Origin of the sequence: Blautia sp. Marseille-P3201T, from assembly GCF_900120295.1 — a bacterium.
Lineage (GTDB): Bacteria > Bacillota > Clostridia > Lachnospirales > Lachnospiraceae > Blautia.
Genome location: NZ_LT635465.1, coordinates 62,945 through 80,666, shown reverse-complemented (window position 1 = coordinate 80,666; position 17,722 = coordinate 62,945). Strand labels below are relative to the sequence as shown.

18 protein-coding genes are annotated in these 17,722 nt (G+C 40.1%); 10 read left to right on the top strand and 8 right to left on the bottom strand.

Translation table 11 applies throughout. The annotated features are described in order from the left end of the window. The first annotated feature begins 40 nt into the window (after positions 1-40). The 4 genes from BQ7352_RS00965 to BQ7352_RS14315 all read left to right on the top strand — a co-directional run bounded on the left by BQ7352_RS00965 (position 41) and on the right by BQ7352_RS14315 (position 5,274). The gene (locus BQ7352_RS00965; protein WP_200791351.1) at positions 41-1,390 is read left to right on the top strand and encodes a TrkH family potassium uptake protein; all 1,350 of its coding nucleotides are present in this window, start codon (positions 41-43) and stop codon (positions 1,388-1,390) included. Between the two features lie 13 nt (positions 1,391-1,403). Beyond that, positions 1,404-2,951: a DUF4118 domain-containing protein gene (locus tag BQ7352_RS00960; protein ID WP_072446160.1), complete on the top strand. Its 1,548-nt coding sequence runs from the start codon at positions 1,404-1,406 to the stop codon at positions 2,949-2,951. Beyond that, the gene (locus BQ7352_RS00955; protein WP_072446158.1) at positions 2,944-3,639 is read left to right on the top strand and encodes a response regulator; all 696 of its coding nucleotides are present in this window, start codon (positions 2,944-2,946) and stop codon (positions 3,637-3,639) included. The genes BQ7352_RS00960 and BQ7352_RS00955 overlap by 8 nt, the downstream gene beginning before the upstream one ends. A 141-nt stretch (positions 3,640-3,780) precedes the next feature. After that, positions 3,781-5,274 (top strand): ATP-binding protein, encoded by a 1,494-nt coding sequence (locus BQ7352_RS14315; RefSeq protein WP_072446156.1) that lies wholly within the window; start codon positions 3,781-3,783, stop codon positions 5,272-5,274. 101 nt (positions 5,275-5,375) lie between these two features. Here BQ7352_RS14315 and BQ7352_RS00945 read toward each other — a convergent pair whose 3' ends face one another. From BQ7352_RS00945 to pepT, 3 genes are all read right to left on the bottom strand, one after another. Next, positions 5,376-5,693, bottom strand: a complete 318-nt coding sequence (locus tag BQ7352_RS00945; protein WP_072446154.1) for a hypothetical protein — start codon at positions 5,691-5,693, stop codon at positions 5,376-5,378. A gap of 34 nt (positions 5,694-5,727) precedes the next feature. Then, the gene (locus tag BQ7352_RS00940; RefSeq protein ID WP_072446152.1) at positions 5,728-6,123 is read right to left on the bottom strand and encodes an iron chaperone; all 396 of its coding nucleotides are present in this window, start codon (positions 6,121-6,123) and stop codon (positions 5,728-5,730) included. A gap of 123 nt (positions 6,124-6,246) precedes the next feature. Beyond that, positions 6,247-7,467 carry a peptidase T gene (gene pepT, locus BQ7352_RS00935; protein WP_072446149.1) on the bottom strand — a complete coding sequence of 407 codons (1,221 nt, stop codon included), beginning with the start codon at positions 7,465-7,467 and terminating at the stop codon, positions 6,247-6,249. A 118-nt stretch (positions 7,468-7,585) separates the two neighbouring features. Here pepT and BQ7352_RS00930 point away from each other — a divergent pair, with 118 nt between their 5' ends. From BQ7352_RS00930 to BQ7352_RS00920, 3 genes are read left to right on the top strand one after another with little or no spacing between them, the layout of a single operon-like run. Next, a complete protein-coding gene (locus BQ7352_RS00930; protein WP_072446146.1) occupies positions 7,586-7,957 on the top strand; it encodes a CidA/LrgA family protein in 372 nt (123 codons plus the stop codon). Then, complete coding sequence (locus tag BQ7352_RS00925) at positions 7,938-8,630, top strand: LrgB family protein (protein WP_072446143.1); 693 nt, start codon at positions 7,938-7,940, stop codon at positions 8,628-8,630. Before BQ7352_RS00930 ends, BQ7352_RS00925 begins: the two co-directional genes overlap by 20 nt. 18 nt (positions 8,631-8,648) lie before the next feature. Then, on the top strand, positions 8,649-9,368 hold the full coding sequence (locus BQ7352_RS00920) for a FadR/GntR family transcriptional regulator (RefSeq protein ID WP_072446140.1): 720 nt from the start codon (positions 8,649-8,651) through the stop codon (positions 9,366-9,368). Positions 9,369-9,448: 80 nt separating this feature from the next. On the opposite strand, the gene feoB is transcribed toward BQ7352_RS00920, so the two are convergent. The 5 genes from feoB to BQ7352_RS00895 form a co-directional block, all read right to left on the bottom strand. Beyond that, positions 9,449-11,293, bottom strand: coding sequence for a ferrous iron transporter B (gene feoB / locus BQ7352_RS00915; protein WP_072446138.1), 1,845 nt, complete (start codon positions 11,291-11,293; stop codon positions 9,449-9,451). Then, a complete protein-coding gene (locus tag BQ7352_RS00910) occupies positions 11,290-11,565 on the bottom strand; it encodes a FeoA family protein (protein ID WP_072446135.1) in 276 nt (91 codons plus the stop codon). The genes feoB and BQ7352_RS00910 overlap by 4 nt, the downstream gene beginning before the upstream one ends. 55 nt (positions 11,566-11,620) lie before the next feature. Next, a complete protein-coding gene (locus BQ7352_RS00905; protein ID WP_072446132.1) occupies positions 11,621-13,291 on the bottom strand; it encodes an alpha-glucosidase in 1,671 nt (556 codons plus the stop codon). Positions 13,292-13,384: 93 nt separating this feature from the next. Continuing rightward, complete coding sequence (locus BQ7352_RS00900) at positions 13,385-14,212, bottom strand: helix-turn-helix domain-containing protein (protein ID WP_072446130.1); 828 nt, start codon at positions 14,210-14,212, stop codon at positions 13,385-13,387. Next, positions 14,209-14,880 (bottom strand): YoaK family protein, encoded by a 672-nt coding sequence (locus BQ7352_RS00895; RefSeq protein ID WP_072446127.1) that lies wholly within the window; start codon positions 14,878-14,880, stop codon positions 14,209-14,211. The genes BQ7352_RS00900 and BQ7352_RS00895 overlap by 4 nt, the downstream gene beginning before the upstream one ends. A 175-nt stretch (positions 14,881-15,055) precedes the next feature. On the opposite strand from BQ7352_RS00895, the gene coaBC reads away from it, so the two are divergent. The 3 genes from coaBC to BQ7352_RS00880 are packed head-to-tail and all read left to right on the top strand — an operon-like array spanning position 15,056 to position 17,719. Continuing rightward, positions 15,056-16,249 (top strand): bifunctional phosphopantothenoylcysteine decarboxylase/phosphopantothenate--cysteine ligase CoaBC, encoded by a 1,194-nt coding sequence (gene coaBC / locus BQ7352_RS00890; protein ID WP_072446120.1) that lies wholly within the window; start codon positions 15,056-15,058, stop codon positions 16,247-16,249. A 41-nt stretch (positions 16,250-16,290) separates the two neighbouring features. After that, positions 16,291-16,965, top strand: coding sequence for an ECF transporter S component (locus BQ7352_RS00885; protein WP_072446117.1), 675 nt, complete (start codon positions 16,291-16,293; stop codon positions 16,963-16,965). Next, entirely contained in the window at positions 16,949-17,719 is a 771-nt protein-coding gene (locus BQ7352_RS00880) for a type III pantothenate kinase (RefSeq protein WP_004220864.1), read from the top strand. Before BQ7352_RS00885 ends, BQ7352_RS00880 begins: the two co-directional genes overlap by 17 nt. Positions 17,720-17,722 lie beyond the last annotated feature (3 nt).

Below are 17,722 nucleotides of genomic sequence, written 5' to 3'. Positions count from 1 at the left end.
AGATATAGTAGAAGATACTGTAAAGAGCATGGAGGGCGAAATGAAGTTTATACATAAGAAGAAAAATTTTTCTTCCTTTCAAATTATCAGTATAGGTTTTTTTACTGTTATTTTAACAGGCGGATTTCTTTTAATGCTGCCGATTTCCACCAAGGGTCCGGGAGGAGCACCTTTTTTGGACGCAATGTTTACTTCTACATCAGCAGTTTGTGTTACAGGACTGATATTGCATGATACAGCAACTTACTGGTCATATTTCGGACAGTTTGTAATTATGCTGCTGATACAAATAGGAGGTATGGGCGTAGTAACTGTGGCTGTTTCCATTGCCATGTTTGCAGGGCGTAAGATTGGACTGATGCAGAGAAATACTATGCGGGAGGCAATTTCAGCCCATCACGTAGGTGGAATGGTGAGAATGACAGGCTTTATTCTAAAAACAACTTTAGGAATAGAGCTTGTGGGAGCAGCATGGATGGCGCCTGTTTTTTGTAAAGATTTTGGATTTTTCAAAGGACTGTGGTATGCAGTCTTTCATTCTGTATCAGCATTTTGTAATGCGGGATTTGATTTGTTAGGTGTGCGGGAAGAATTTTCTTCTATTACCACTTATGCTTCTCAGCCCATTATCAATATTACGATTATGGCATTGATTATCACAGGTGGAATTGGTTTTCTCACATGGGAAGATATTAAGACGAATAAACTGCATATTAAAAAATATCGGATGCAGAGCAAGGTTATTCTTACAGTTACCAGTCTTTTAATCGTAATTCCTGCAGTTTATTTCTTCTTTGCAGAGTTTACACAGGAACAGTGGAGCGATTTAAGCCTGTATGAAAAAATTCTGGCATCTTTTTTTCAGTCTGTGACACCGAGAACGGCAGGCTTTAATTCTGTAGATTTAACATTGTTTACGGAAGCAGGCATTATGATTATGATTGTTTTGATGCTTACAGGAGGGTCTCCGGGTTCAACGGCAGGGGGGATGAAGACAACTACTGTTGCAGTACTTTTTGCATCTGCTGCTTCTGTATTCCGAAGAAGAGAAAATGCACAGGTTTTCCATCGGCGTATTTCGGAAAGTACTGTTAATGATGCTGCAACAATTTTACTTATGTATGTGGTACTTTTCCTTTCAGGGGGAATTGTGATAAGCTGTATAGAGGATATTCCCATTTTGACCTGTCTTTTTGAAACAGCTTCCGCAATTGGAACGGTAGGGCTGACATTGGGAATTACTACAGAAGTAGGTGTTGTATCTCATTTAATCTTAATGCTTTTAATGTTTTGGGGCCGTGTGGGTGGTTTGACACTGGTCTTTGCAGCTGTTTCTGGGAAACATATAGAAGTAGGAAGATTTCCGGAGGAAAAAATTACAGTAGGATAAAAGGAGTGATGACTTGAGAAAATTAAAAGAAAAGTCAAAGCTTCAAAAATCCGTCAAAGATATTTTAAAAACGCTTGGTATTTTATCAGCAGCCACAGCAATCGGAGTATTTTTTCGATGGAGAGGGCTCAACGAGGCAAATATTATTACGGTTTATATTTTGGGAGTGTTGATTACGGCAGTATCCACCTCCCAGAGAATATTCAGTCTTGTAAGCTCTTTCATCAGTGTTTTGTTATTTAATTTCTGGTTTACAGAGCCACGCTTTACCTTTAAGGCTTATGACCCGAGTTACTTAACCACATTTCCGATTATGTTGGCTGCTGCGTTTATTACAAGCTCTTTGGCAGAACGGATTAAGAAGCAGGCGGCGCAGTCCGCTAAGACAGCGTATCGTACACAGATACTTTTTGATACAAATCAGCAGCTTTCCAATGAACAGGACATAGAAGGAATTATTTCCGTCACCTGCGGACAGTTGAAGAAATTATTAAAAAGAGATATCATCTTTTATAAAGCAACAGAAAATACGCTGGGCGAGCCGGTGTTTTTCCCTTTTCAGGAAGGAAAAGCAGAGGCGGAATATAGGACAGAGGAAGAAAGAAGCGTTGCCAAGTGGGCGTTTGATAACAATAAACATGCGGGGGCAGGCACAAAGACATATCCGGATGCCAAATGTCAGTATTTATCTGTGCGTGTGGGACAAAGCGTGTTCGGCGTTTTGGGAATTGTTATGGGAGAATGGCCTTTAGACAGCTTTGAAAAGAGTATTGTGCTGTCGATTTTAGGCGAATGTGCCCTTGCCATGCAGAATGAAAAAGTGACAAGAGAAAGAGCTGCCGCTGCTTTAATGGCGAAAAACGAACAGCTAAGGGCAAATTTGCTTCGTTCGATTTCTCATGATTTGCGGACTCCCCTTACTTCCATTTCGGGAAACGCAGGAATTTTGATTTCCAACGCAGACAGTATGGGAAAAGAAAAACAGCAGCAGTTATATGAGGACATTTACGAGGACTCTTTATGGCTGATTAACTTAGTGGAAAATCTTCTGTCTGTTACAAGAATTGAAGACGGCACGATGAAGCTTCAGCTAAATGCAGAGCTTTTGGAGGAAATTGTGCAGGAGGCCGTTCACCATGTAGAAAAGCGATGCAAAAAACATAAGCTTCGTGTACAACTATCTGAAAATTTGATTTTAGTAAAGGCAGATGCACGATTGATTGTGCAGGTACTTGTTAATTTGGTGGATAATGCGGTAAAATATACACCAAAGGGTTCTGAAATTCTCATTGAGACAAGGCAGGAGGGAACAAATGCCGTAGTCAGTGTATCGGATAACGGGAACGGAATTTCAGACGAGGTAAAAGAGCATATTTTTGAGATGTTTTATACGGGCAACAGTCATGCGGCGGACAGTAGAAGAAGTTTGGGACTTGGCTTGGCGCTATGTAAATCTATTTTACACGCTCACGGCGGCGACATCTTTGTAGAGGACTGCCAGCCTCATGGCACCCGTTTTACATTTACATTGCCTGCAAAGGAGGTTCAATTACATGAATAAACCGTTAATTATGGTAGTAGAAGATGATGCAGCGGTACGCAATTTAATTACAACTACATTGGAAACTCATGAATATCGTTTTCAGGAAGCAGCCACGGGAGAAACTGCTATTTTAGAGGTAGTAACACATAATCCTGATGTAATTTTGTTGGACTTGGGGTTGCCGGATATGGACGGAATTGAAGTTATACGGAAAGTTCGTACATGGTCCAAGACACCTATTATTGTAATTAGTGCAAGAAGCGAAGATACAGATAAAATAGAAGCTTTAGATGCGGGGGCAGATGATTATCTGACAAAGCCGTTTTCTGTGGAAGAACTTTTAGCAAGGCTTCGTGTGACTTTTCGCAGGCTCAATGACATGAAGGGAGATATGGTACAAAGTTCTGTCTTTCAAAATGGAGATTTGAAAATTGATTATGCGGCAGGATGCGCTTTTATGAAAGACACAGAATTACACCTTACACCTATTGAATATAAACTTTTGTGCCTGCTTTCTAAAAATGTAGGAAAGGTACTGACACATACTTATATTACAAAAGAAATATGGGGAAGCGCATGGGATAATGACGTGGCGTCCCTTCGGGTGTTCATGGCAACGCTGAGAAAAAAGATAGAGGAAAATCCGTCAGAGCCGAAATATATCCAGACGCATGTGGGTGTGGGGTATCGGATGCTGAGGGTGTAGGAGAATAAAGTATGTGGGAAAAGCTCGGTAATGACCGGGCTTTTTTGTAGTGCAAGCACTTGTGTTGTTGAAGAAAACAAGGTAAAATTAAAAACATATAATTGTGTGGGAAGTTATATTTTAAGAGGATGGTGATTTATTATGAGAGAAGAATTTGATATTTCACAGTTCGATAAATATAGAGAAGATAACAGAAGAGAAGTAAAAAAAGCTAGTGGGGGATTACCGGTTTCGCTATGGGACACATATTCTTCTTTTGCAAACTGTTATGGCGGTGTGATTATTTTAGGTATAAAAGAGGAAAAGGATGGAAGCTGGCGAACAACAGGATTGCAAAATGAAGCAAAATTGCGTAAAGATTTTTGGGATACAATCAATAATCCCAAGAAAGTAAACTTTAATTTATTAACAGATGATGATATAAAGACTTATGAAATAGGTGAAAGAAAAGATGTCATTATGGTAATATATGTTCCTATGGCAAAAAGGGAGCAAAAGCCGATTTACATTAATAATGATATTTTTAACGGGACATTCCGTAGAAACTATGAAGGGGATTACCATTGTACCAGATTACAAGTAAAAACAATGCTTCGTGATCAGACAGAGAGAACAATGGACATGGAGATTTTAGACAGGGTTTCTATGGAAGATTTGAATTATGATACCATTCATGGATATCGTAACAGCCATAGAACCTTGAAGGAAGGGCATCCTTTTGAGCGATTGAGCGACCATGAGTATTTAAGAAATATTGGGGCAGCAGCTATTTCAGAAGAAGATGGAAAACTGCATCCAACAGCAGCAGGTATGCTTATGTTTGGAAATGAATATGATATTGTACGGCATTTCCCCGAGTATTTTCTGGATTATAGAGAAGAAATGGGTTCGGCAGTTCGTTGGACTGACAGGTTACAATCCAGTTCAGGTGAGTGGTCAGGTAATGTTTGTGACTTTTATTTCAGAGTCTATAATAAGATAATAAAGGATATCAAAGTGCCGTTTAAAATGATTGGAGGAGAACGTGTGGATGACACACCGGTTCATAAAGCAATCCGCGAGGCTTTGGCAAATTGTTTGATTAATGCAGATTATCATGGTGTGAGAGGTGTAGTAATTAGGAAAGAAGAGGAAAAAATTATTTTTGCAAATCCCGGTTATGTCCGAACAGGAAAAAAGCAGATGCGCTTAGGTGGAGAGTCTGATCCACGAAATAAATCGCTTATGAAGATGTTTAATTTAATTAATATAGGTGAACGGGCTGGGAGTGGTGTCCCGAATATTTTTAATGTATGGAATGATGAGGGGTTTGTTGAACCGGAGATTGAAGAAAGATTTGATCCGGACAGGACAGTTCTTACGCTTTCTTTTATAAAAAAAGCGACGAAAAAAAGCGACGAAAAAAAAGCGACGAAAAAAAGCGACAGAAAAAAAGTGACGAAAAAAAGACAAGGGCAGTATGAAAAAATTCTTACTTTTATGAAGCCAAATGTATGGTACAAAGCAAGTGATTTAATGAATGTGTTAGGTGTGAAAGAGACACGAACAAAAGAATTGTTGCGAGCATTGATTAGGGATGGAAAACTTATAGATGACGGAGCTACAAAAGGAAAACGATATAAAAAAGCCGATTAGATAAAAGCGGAGAGGCAAAATATTTTTTAATCTATCAGGAAGCAAGGAAATTAGAGGAGGTTTCTATTTTCCTCTAATTTCCTTACCCAAAAGCTATTAGCTTATTTTGCTTTGAATTCTATCCATTGATTGTCAATGAAAACAACTACCATGCCATCCTCAAGAACGGCATAAGGAGTTCCGGCATTTTGAGTGAAATTCTCTTCCCCGTCTTTTTGCGGAACGCCGTCTTTTGCATAGGAAGTAGTATATTTCATCAAATCTTTATCCACCTCAATGGAAACGGGATTGTCAGTTGAGTAATAATTAGTTCCGTTTATCATTATGGTTGCGGGATAATCGCCCTTTTTAGGATTTTTGCAAGCAGTCAATGAGAGAGCAAGGATAAGGAAAATCATCATTCCTGTTAATTTTTTCATAGGCAGTTACCTCCACAGATTTTGTAAATTCAAGTCAATCTAAACACCATTTGGCAATTTTTGTAATCAGTTTAGACGGCAATGCTTTATTATATGGAAAATAGATGGCATTCTTTTTTGCGGAAAATTCATTTAACTCAGATGAAAAATTTTCAATAGCTTCAACGCCTACATAAAAACTAATATGTTTTTTACAAGCAGAAAAGGAGATAGATTTTCCTTCTTTTTCGTAATACGGCATGCTCCATAATATACGTTCATTTATATATGGAACGTTATTTTGCAATGCAGTCATCATTTCTGTTAAATGAGAATGTGTTTCTAATGGCTGAGAAGCTATGTATTCCAATACTGTTTCAGGCGCTTTTCCACAATAATGTCCCTGATTTGTTCTTTTAAATTCTCTGCCGCATTTGGGGCATATCCACATATTTTAAATTCTCCTTTGCTTTCCGATAGATATAATTTTTAAAATTCACTTAATCTGCCATAGTCATTCTATTGCCCATTCAATATTGTCAGTTTTATATTCCCTGTAAAAAGTACCATAGGGTTACATTTTCACAAGCTCAATCAACACTTCCGCGCATTTTTCCATAGACTGTACGCACACGTATTCAAAGTGTCCATGGAAATTATGTCCTCCTGTTCCAAGGTTCGGGCATGGCAGTCCCATAAAGGATAAGCGTGAGCCGTCTGTACCTCCTCGGATTGGCTGGATTTTTGGCTCAATATCCAGTTTTTCATATACTTTTAACACATTTTCGATTAAGAAGTAATGGGGTTCAATTTGCTGTTTCATATTATAATAGGAGTCTTCCATTCTCAGGCTTACCGTACCTTCTCCATATTTTCCATTCATGTAATCGGCAACTCTCTGCATATATTCTTTTTTCTCTTTGAATAAATCAAAATCATGGTCTCGAACAATGTACTCACAGCTTGCGTGTTCCACAGAGCCTTCCATAACATCTAAATGAATAAAGCCTTCTCTGCCTTCTGTGTGCTCCGGTTTCTGTGCTTCCGGCATCATACCTTGAAATTCCATTGCCAAAAGCAGGGCATTTACCATTTTGTTTTTAGCAGAACCGGGATGAATACTAAGACCTGTGAAATCTACAAAAGCGCTGGCAGCATTGAAGTTTTCATATTCCAGTTCTCCGCATTCGCCGCCGTCTACGGTATAGGCAAAATCTGCGCCGAATTTTTTAACATCAAAGAAATCAGCGCCTTTTCCCACTTCTTCATCAGGAGTAAAGCCCACACGAATAGGTCCGTGAGGGATTTCCGGATGGTTGATGAGATATTCTGCGGCAGTCATAATTTCTGCCACGCCGGCTTTGTCATCTCCGCCCAGCAAGGTAAGACCGTCTGTTACAACTAAATCCTGTCCCACATATTGTTTCAGGGAAGGGAAATCCTCCGGTTTCATTACGATTTTTTTCTCAGCGTTTAATACAATTTCTGCTCCGTCATAATTTTTAATAACTCTTGGTTTGATATTCTTTCCGGAAGCAGCAGGCGCTGTGTCCATGTGAGCAATCAGACCTAAAATTTTTCCCTTGTAATCGGGAACAGTAGAAGGAATAGTACCGAAAACATATCCGTATTCATCCTGAGTGACATCCGTAAGTCCCAATTTTTTCATTTCTTCCATTAAGGTATGGCCGAAATCCAGCTGACTTTTGGTGCTTGGAAAGCTTTCCGCATAAGGGTCAGAAGTAGTTTCTACTACAACATAATTCAAAAAACGTTCTAATACAGTCATATTCATTCTCCTTTACATTTCATATTATATTCATGCTATCACAGGAAAAACAGGTTGTCTATATTGACTTTACTGCGTAAAATGCCTATACTACTGGTAGTACCAATAGAAAGAGGATATAAAAATGAAGATTTTGCGACAATTCAGTATTATTTTATTTATCTCTTTTTTAGGAGAAGGTTTAAAAATGCTTTTGCCGCTTCCCATACCTGCAAGTGTATATGGATTAATTTTAATGTTGCTGGCACTTTGTACAGGAATTTTAAAAATACATCAGGTAAAAGATGCGGCAGTTTTTCTCATTGAGATTATGCCGGTGATGTTTATTCCGGCGGCAGTGGGATTATTGGAGTCATGGGATGCTCTGCGTCCTGTTGTTGTGCCGGTGCTGATGATTACTGCCATAACCACAGTAGTCGTGATGGTTGTTACAGGGCTGGTTACACAGATTATGATTAAAAAAGGGAGAAGAAAAGATGAAAGAGTTTCTGAGTGAGTCTATTATTTTTGGGGCGGTATTAAGCCTTGCAGCCTACGAAATCGGCTTGCTGATGAAAAAGAAATTTAAGCTGGCAATTTTAAATCCGCTTCTTATCGGAACAATCTGTGTCATTGGATTTTTGCTGATTTTCCGCATTGATTATAAGGAATACAACGAGGGTGCAAAATACATCAGTTATCTGCTTACACCGGCAACGGTCTGTCTGGCAGTTCCTCTTTATGAGCAGTTATCTCTTTTAAAGAAGAACTTTATGGCAGTGGCAGTGGGTATTCTGTCCGGTGTTCTGGCAAGTCTGGTCAGCGTTTTGGCGTTGGCAAAGCTGTTCGATTTAAACCATCAGCAGTATGTGACCTTGCTTCCAAAATCCATTACAACAGCCATTGGAATGGGGGTTTCAGAGGAACTGGGAGGTCTTGTTACCATTACGGTGGCAGTGATTGTTATTACCGGTATTTTAGGAAACGTGATTGCAGAATTTATCTGTAAAGTGTTTAAAATTCATGAGCCTATTGCAAAGGGACTGGCTTTGGGAACTGCGTCTCATGCCATCGGAACAGCAAAAGCAATGGAAATGGGACAGATAGAAGGAGCTATGAGCAGCCTTGCCATTGCGGTTGCAGGGCTTTTAACCGTAATCGGAGCATCTGTGTTTGCCGGATTTATGTAAGCCGGAGTGAGGAAGGAAATGGAAAGAAAAACAAGTGAAAATGAAAAGGTTTATCATCAGGTAATCGAGCACATTACCAATCTTGCAACAACAAAAGAAATCTCTTTCGGAAGTAAAATTCCGTCAGAAAGAGAATTGATGGCAACGCTGGGATTTAGTAGAAATTCCATACGTGAGGCGCTAAGAACTATGGAAAACATGGGGATTATCGAAAGTCGTCAGGGACAGGGCAATTTTTTGGTTAATCATATAGGAGAAAGCTTAAGCGGCGTGTTTTCTATGCTGTTGTCTATGGAACAGACCAATTATATTGAAATCAGCCAATTACGCAGATTTATTGAAATCGGAGCATACCTTCTGGCTGTAAAAAGCGCAAAAGAAGAAGACTTAGATTGTCTTTCCGAAATTTTAGACGAAATGGAGCTGGTAAGAGGAGAAGAAAGAGCCAAGCTGGATAAAAAATTCCATGACCAGATTGTGCTGATGTCCGATAATCATCTGTTGGAGCTTTTAAATGAAGCTCTGTCAGGAGTATTTGAAATCTTTATCAGCGAAATGTCAAAGTATGTGACGGATGAAGATAAAGAACGTCTGGTATGTCTTCACAGAAATGTTTATGAAAACTTGAGGAAAAAGGACGTATCGGAAGGCATTGAACGCATTCGAGAGCATTATAATATCATTGACAGAAATTTGCAGATGTTGGCAGAGAAATATAAAGGTGTGAAAGTTCAATAGAAAAGCTGTTTATAAAAGGTATGGGGCTGTTGAATTAAGATATATCCGGGGATAATGCTTAAAGCGACAGCCTCAACAAGTTACAAAAATATGCGAAAAACGCAGGTTACAAGAAAACATAAGAGAAACCCTATACAGGTAGGCAAGAGAAAGGCAAGCGCTGTCCATTTTAAACTGTGGGTTTCTTTTTTTATGGTTAAAAGGGTAGTGGCACAAGGCCAGTGAAGAACACACAAAATCAGCATGGAAACGGCAGTGGAAATTGTCCAGTCCTGCCTCACAAGCAGTGCATGAAGGCTTGACAGACTTTCAAAATCTGTAAGGGAGGACTGAGCAGTATAAGCCATAATCAGCACAGGAATAACAATTTCATTAGCAGGAAGCCCTAGAAGAAAGGCAAGAAGGATACTTCCGTCTAAGCCTAAAAGCTGGGCAAAGGGATTTAAAAAATCTGATACCAGATTTAAAATGCTGTCCGTACCAATGCTGACATTTGCCATAAGCCAAATCAGGATACCCGCAGGAGCTGCCGCCATAACGGCACGCAGTAAAACACGACAGGTGCGGTTTATCACAGAATGTACCAGAACGGAGGCAATCTGCGGTTTCCGATAAGGAGGCAGTTCCAGCGTAAAGGAGGAAGGAACGCCCTTTAGGACTGTTTTGGATAACAGCCATGAGGAAACAAAGGTCATAAACACACCAAACAGAATAACAAGTGTGAGCAAAACTGCCAGTTCAAGGTTTTTTGCGCTTCCTGCAAAGAAAATAGTGAGGATAGCCAGAATAGCGGGAAAGCGTCCGTTACAGGGAACAAAGGAATTGGTTAAAATGGCAATCAAGCGTTCTCTGGGAGAGTCGATAATACGACATCCTGTTACTCCGGCAGCGTTGCAGCCAAAGCCCATAATCATAGTAAGCGCCTGCTTTCCGCATGCTTTGCATTTGGCAAAACAGCAGTCCAGATTAAAGGCGACACGGGGCAGATAACCGAAATCCTCCAATAGAGTAAAAAGCGGGAAAAAGATTGCCATAGGAGGCAGCATTACGCTTACCACCCACGCAGTTACCCGATAAAAGCCAAAGGTCAGCAGATGACAGAGCTTTGCAGGAAGAAAACCCTGTAAAAAGCGGAAAAAAACAGGCTCAAAGGAAAAAAGTATATCATGGAGTATCTGAGAAACATAGTTTGCTCCTGTAAGCGTAATCCAGAAAATCAGCAAAAGAAAGCAAAGCATACAAGCAATTCCCGTAAATTTTCCCGTGAAAAGCTTATCAAGAAACTGGTCTTTATTGACACGGGATTTAGGAGCAGCTTGCAGGGCAATGTGGTAAAGTCGTGTGGCTTCCTGTGCACAGGCTCGTGGGTTAGGCAAAGAGCAGGCAGATATCTTTTTGGAATTTGTATTTTCAGGAGAAAGAAGGTGGTTATTTAAGGAGGCGAAAATGCAAGCTTTAAATTGCTTTATATCGGAGCGTCTGTGTGCGGTAATGCCAATGACAGGAATATGTAATTCCTTTTCTAAGGCAGAACAGGAGATATCAATTCCCTTTTTCTTGGCTTGGTCCATTAGATTGACACAGAGCAGAACTTTTGGCGTAATCGAAAGAATTTGCACAAGGAGCTGAAGGTGACGCTCCAGACACACTGCGTCACATACCAGAACAACTAAATCAGGGTGAGCGTTTTCAATGAAATCTCTGGCAATTTCTTCTTCCTTGGAACAGGCGGCAAGAGAATAGCAGCCGGGCAAATCCACAAAGGTACAGACTTGATTTCCCAAAGCGCAGTTTCCTTTTGCCAAATCCACTGTTTTTCCCGCCCAGTTTCCCGTATGCTGGTGCATACCTGTCAGTGCATTAAAAATGGTACTTTTTCCTACATTTGGATTTCCCGCAAGTGCAATGGTAAAGGTAGATGTCATGAAATCTTACAACTTTCAGCAAGAGGTTCTACAAGGATGAAAGCAGCGTCTTCATTTCGAATAGCCATAACGCTGCCCCTGATTTTATAGGCATGGGGATTGTGAAAAATGCCGGTGTTGATACATTGTACCGGCGTTTCTTCACAAAACCCCAAATCCAGAAACCTCTGTAAAATCGCCTGCTTTTCAGGCGTCTGCTCTTTGGGACAGGTGATGCCTCGAATAATGCCATACTGTCCCTCTTTTAGCTGCCACAGAGGAATGTAAGTCATGCTGAAAACTCCTTTTTGTAATCAGTATATGCGCCGAAGACAGAAGGGTGAAGGTTTAGTCAAGCTCCAGCACAACTGCCTGATAAGAAGACAACTGCAAGGTATCCCCTTTCTTTGAAAGGGAAGGATAGTTATTTAACAGAACCCTTTTTACAGAAGAAGAGAGAGTAACTGTCTGTGGCTCTTTTTGGAAATTGCCGATAATCAGCAAATCCTTTTCTCCTTTTCTGTGGTATGACATAAGGTTGTGACGCTCCCTTTCAAAAGGAATAACGTCCCCATACACAAGCGTTTCTTTGTAGTCCTGATTTTTACGAAGGTTAATCATTTGCTTATAAAAGGAAAGGAGAGAGTTTTCATCCTGCTCCTGAGTTGCTACGTTGATTTCTCTGTAATTAGGATTTACCATAAGCCATGGAGTGCCTGTTGTAAATCCGGCATTGGGAGAGCTGTCCCATTGAACCGGAGTTCTGGCGTTGTCACGGTTATAAATAGAAACGATTTTCAAAGCTTCCTCTGAGGTGCAGCCTGCATCCACACACACCTGATACTGGTCAAGGGCGCTGATATCGTCAATCTGTTCCAGAGGAAGAACACCCAGATTTTCCATACCGATTTCCTGTCCCTGATAGATAAAGGGCAGACCACGCATAAAGAAATAAAGCACAGCCAGCATTTTCTTTCCCTCTAAGCAAAGACCGTCTTCAGGCAGATAATAGCTCACCCCTCTGGGCTCGTCATGATTTTCAATAATATTGGAATAAAATCCCATATCGCCGATTTTTTCCTGTGATTGAAAATAACATTCCTTATATTCATCGGGAGTGATACGGCGGCAGTCGTACCAGCCCTTGTCACTTTTTCCACAGGAAGTAGTGGAGAAATCAAAAATAGAAGAAAAATAGCCGTCATCTCCGATAAAAGCAGGCAGTTCGTCTTCTTTTGCATTAAATACCTCTCCCACTGCAAAGGAGTCATGAAGCTTAAAGGTCTTTTCGTGCATTTCTTTTAAGAAGTCCCCCACGCCCTCTGCGTCAGCCAGCATAAGGGCAAGGTCACATAAGCCGTCCTCACGGTCAGAGGGATAATTTTTATAAGGCAGTTTTTTCTTAATGTTGATAATGGCGTCAATACGGAAACCGCCCAGCCCCTTGTCCAGCCACCAGTTTATATTCTTAAAAATTTCTTCTCTTACTTTGGGATTTTCCCAATTCAAGTCCGGCTGCTTTTTGTGAAATACGTGCATATATTGCTTATCAGGATTTTTCGGCAGAGGTTCCCATACAGAACCGCCGAAATAACTTCGCCAGTTGCAGGGTGTTTCTCCCTCTTTTCTATCTTCGATATAAAAGAAATTTCCGTACTCTCCGTCTGGGTCTTCACAGGCTTTTTCAAACCATTCATGCTCATCCGAGCAGTGATTTACCACCAAATCCATGAGAATATACATTTCCCGTTTTTTTGCTTCGCTAATCAGTTGTTCCATATCTTCTAATGTGCCAAAAGCAGGGTCGATATTATAATAATCTGAAATGTCGTACCCTTGGTCTGCAAAAGGAGAGGGATAGACAGGAGAAATCCACAGAATATCAATGCCTAAAGCTTTTAAATAATCTAACTTTTGAATAATTCCCTGTAAGTCGCCGATACCGTCTCCGTTTGAGTCATAAAAGCTTTTTGGGTAAATTTGATAGGCAACCTTGTCATGCCACCATTTTCTTTCCATAATCAAACCTCCTAAGTGTATTTTAAATGTAGATTCTATTATAATGAACAAATTTAAAAATATCTTGCGAATATTTGATTAAAAACTGCGTTATTATGACTTTTTGCGGTACTGTAAAGGCGTAGTCTCTGTATATTTTTTAAATTCTTTCATGAAATTTCCAAGATGAAAGAAACCGCAGTCCATGCCAACCTCCATAATGGGAAGGTCCGTGGTTTGCAGCAGGATGCAAGCCTGTTTAATGCGGTATTCGTTTAGATAGGTAATGGGGGATTTTCCCAGCACCTTTTTGAAAAAACGGCAGAAATATTGTTCATTCATGTTGACTTGCAGAGCTAAATCCCGAATATAGAGCTTTTCCTGATAATGACTATGGAGAAAATCCAGTGCCGTTTTAATGGTTTCTATCCGCATGTCCGTTTTACGTTCTGCTTGAAGTAAAGAGGGAAAAGTGGATAGAATACCGGCCATTTTGAAAATCCCCCCTTGTATAAAAAGGCGGGCAGATAGATTTTCCTCAGGAAACTGATGGAAAATGTGGAAAACCTTCCGATATTCTTTTTCAAAAGGGGAAAAAGCAGGATTGGAGGGCTTCAGACATTGAGGAAACAGCTTATATTCAAAGCCCAAAAGGCTTGGATGAAACACAAGGGCAGACTCCGTACTGTCCGAATGGGGAACAATGGCATGGAGCTCGCCTGGATAAATGAAATAAAAGCATTTTTCCTCAATCTGAAACTGTTCCATATTGACAAAAAGAGTATAGCTGCCCTTAGAAAAGTAGAGGATTTCCATTTCATCATGCCAGTGATGGGGCACGCCGGACCAGTTTTTTTCCTCACAGACCTCGTATAAGGCACAGGGAAAAAGAGAGGTTCCGTGGTCTTTTTGCTCTTTTAATTGTGTATCTGCGTGGCTCATAGACTCTCCTCCCTGTTTAAAAACATGGCAATAAATGCGGCTAAAAGCCCCAGTGCACAAAGCCATACGGCTTTTGTATGAAAAATACCGGTAAAAAAGCTGCCTGCCCCTGCTCCGATAATAAAGAACAGAATAACATTATAGTATTGAAGGCAATTGTGCAGATAAACCTTCTGTTTTGTGGTTGCATATAAGTATAACTGCTGAGAAGCGCTTCTTAAATTTCCCGTACACATGGTAGTGGCATAAGTATTTCCGTTCATTTTTCGGAAAGCCTCTACTTGAAGGGCACACACAAAGGAAATCATAATATTTACCGGAGTGTCCAAGGCAGGAGTAGGCAGAAAGCCTGCGATAATCAGACAGAAAATTTCCATAAGGACAATAAGCTGTCTCCAATGAAGTTTCTTTTTCCATTTAAAATATGTTTGTATGATTTCACATACTAGAATACCCAGCACAAAGGCGAAAATAGGCATCAGATAATAAAAAGTTCTGTTCCAATTTTGTTCTGTAAGGTTTACACCCAGAAGCACAATATTTCCGGTCTGTGCATTAGCAAAGACACGACCTCTGCAAAGATAGGTATAGGCATCCAGAAATCCTCCCACAACAGCCAGAAGGAGCCCCAGAAGGTGAGTCTCTGATACTTGTTTGTTACGTGACATGAAAAATACTCCTTTAAAAATGTAAATTCTGAAAAAAGCATAGCACAGAACAGGAGAAGGGACAAGAGGAAGTGAAAATGGCATATTGATTTTTTACAGGTTATTGCATATAATAAGAAGCTGAAATGGAGCAATCTGAAATCAGATGTTCACAAAAAGAAGAGAGGTATACACAATGTTAAAAGGAAAGTGTGTAGTGCTTGCAGTTACAGGAAGTATTGCAGCATACAAAATTGCTTCCCTTGCCAGTATGCTGAAAAAGCTTCACGCAGACGTTCAGGTGTTAATGACAAAGAATGCGGAGAATTTTATCAATCCCATTACCTTTGAAACCTTAACAGGAAACAAATGTCTGGTGGACACCTTTGACAGGAATTTTCAGTATAATGTAGAGCATGTGGCTCTGGCAAAGAAAGCAGATGTGGTACTGATTGCCCCTGCCAGTGCAAACTGTATTGGAAAGCTGGCTCACGGCATCGCAGACGATATGCTTACCACTACCATTATGGCGTGCAAATGTAAGAAAATCCTTGCGCCGGCAATGAACACCAATATGTTCGAAAATCCCATTGTGCAGGACAATTTAAAGGTTCTGGAGCACTATGGCTATGAAATTGTAGAGAGCGCTTACGGATATCTGGCATGCGGAGATATAGGACAGGGAAAGATGCCTGAACCGGAACTCCTTTTGCAGCATATTTTACGGGAATGTGCTTACGAAAAAGACTTAAAAGGAAAGAAAATTCTGGTAACAGCAGGACCTACGCAGGAGTCTATTGATCCTGTACGTTATATCACCAATCATTCCACAGGAAAAATGGGATATGCCATTGCAAAAGTATGTATGCAGCGAGGCGCAGAGGTGACTCTTGTAAGCGGACCTGTAAATATTCCTGCACCGCCCTTTGTGACCGTAGTACCGGTGATTTCGGCAGAAGACATGTTTCGGGAAGTAACAAAACGTGCACCAAAGCAGGATATTATTATCAAAGCAGCAGCCGTGGCAGATTATTGTCCAAAGTATGTAAGCGCAGAAAAGGTAAAGAAAAAAGATGGGGAGCTGTCTTTGGAAATGAAGCGCAGTCAGGATATTTTGGCCTATCTGGGAGAACATAAAAAGCAGGGACAATTCCTATGCGGTTTTTCCATGGAGACGGAAAATATGCTGGAAAATTCCAGAAAAAAATTGGAAAAGAAAAATCTGGATATGATTGTGGCAAATAATTTAAAGGTAGAAGGCGCAGGCTTTGCGGGAAATACCAATGTTGTCACGATGATTACAGAAAATGAGGAGATTTCACTCGGAAAAATGTCAAAAGAGGAAACAGCCTTTGAAATTTTAAACCAGATTTTAAAAATGACAAAATAACAATGTATTGTATCTTAAAAGAACGATAACAAGGAGAAATTATGAAAAATTTAACAGCAGATAACAGACAGAATACAAGAAGTATGGTTCAGACAGCAATTTTTGGCGCAATTATTATCATTATGGCATTTACGCCCTTTTTGGGATATATTCCGCTGGGCTTTACCAGAGCAACGATTATCCACATACCGGTTATTCTGGCATCTCTGCTTTTAGGCCCGAAAAAGGGAGCGGCGTTAGGCTTTTTATTCGGACTTACAAGTTTTATAAATAATACCACGAACCCTACCATTACATCCTTTGTATTTACCCCGTTTTATAATCTGGGCGAATTTGAAGGCGGTTTCGGAAGTATTGTAATATGCTTTCTTCCCAGAATTTTAGTAGGCGTTCTTCCATATTATATTTACAAGCTGATAAAGAAAATAGACAAAAAATCGGTATCCCCATGGGGACTGATTATTGCCGGAGTTACAGGCTCATTGGTAAATACACTTTTGGTTATGAACTTGATTTTTCTGTTTTTCAGGAAAGCTTATGCAGCAGCCAATGGAGTTACGGTAAAAGCGGTTTACGGATTTATTTTATCCATTATCGGAATAAACGGCGTGCCGGAAGCCATTGTGGCAGGCGTTCTGGTTTTCTTTATCGGAAGGATTTTAATGAAAAGAAACATCAGAGAAAGATTAGGGTTTATCAATGATTTTAGCGATTGACATAGGAAACACCAATATTGTAATTGGCTGTATCGATAAAGGGAAAAGAATTTTTATTGAAAGATTATCAACGGTACACACAAAAACAGAGCTGGAATATGCCATTGACATTAAAAATGTTTTAGATATTTATCATATTCACAGAGAGCAGCTGGACGGAGGAATTATTTCCTCTGTTGTGCCGAAAATTACCAAAACAGCAAAGCTTGCCGTAGAAAAAATACTAGATAAAGAAGTGCTGGTAGTAGGAGCGGGAATTAAAACAGGTTTAAATATCAGAATTGAAAGTCCGGAGCAGCTTGGAAGCGACTTAGTGGTAGATGCTGTGGCAGGAATTGCAGAATACAAAGCGCCAATGCTGATTTTTGATTTGGGAACAGCCAATACGGTCAGTGTCATTGACAGCAAGAAAAACTATATCGGAGGAATGATTTATCCGGGTATCGGCGTGTCCTTGGACTCTTTAACAGAAAGAGCTGCCCAGCTTCGTGGAATTGGGCTGGAAGCTCCCAATGATATGATTGGCAAAAATACCATAGAGTGTATGAAGAGCGGCATGATTTACAGCAGTGCGGCAGCGATTGACGGTATTATTGACAGACTGGAGGAGCGTCTGGGCGAAAAAACCACAGTGATTGCAACTGGAGGTCTGGCAAAGAAAGTTATTCCATATTGTAAAAGAGAGATTGTCTTAGATGATGATTTATTGTTAAAAGGACTTTATATTTTATACGAAAAAAACAATAAAAAGTAGAGA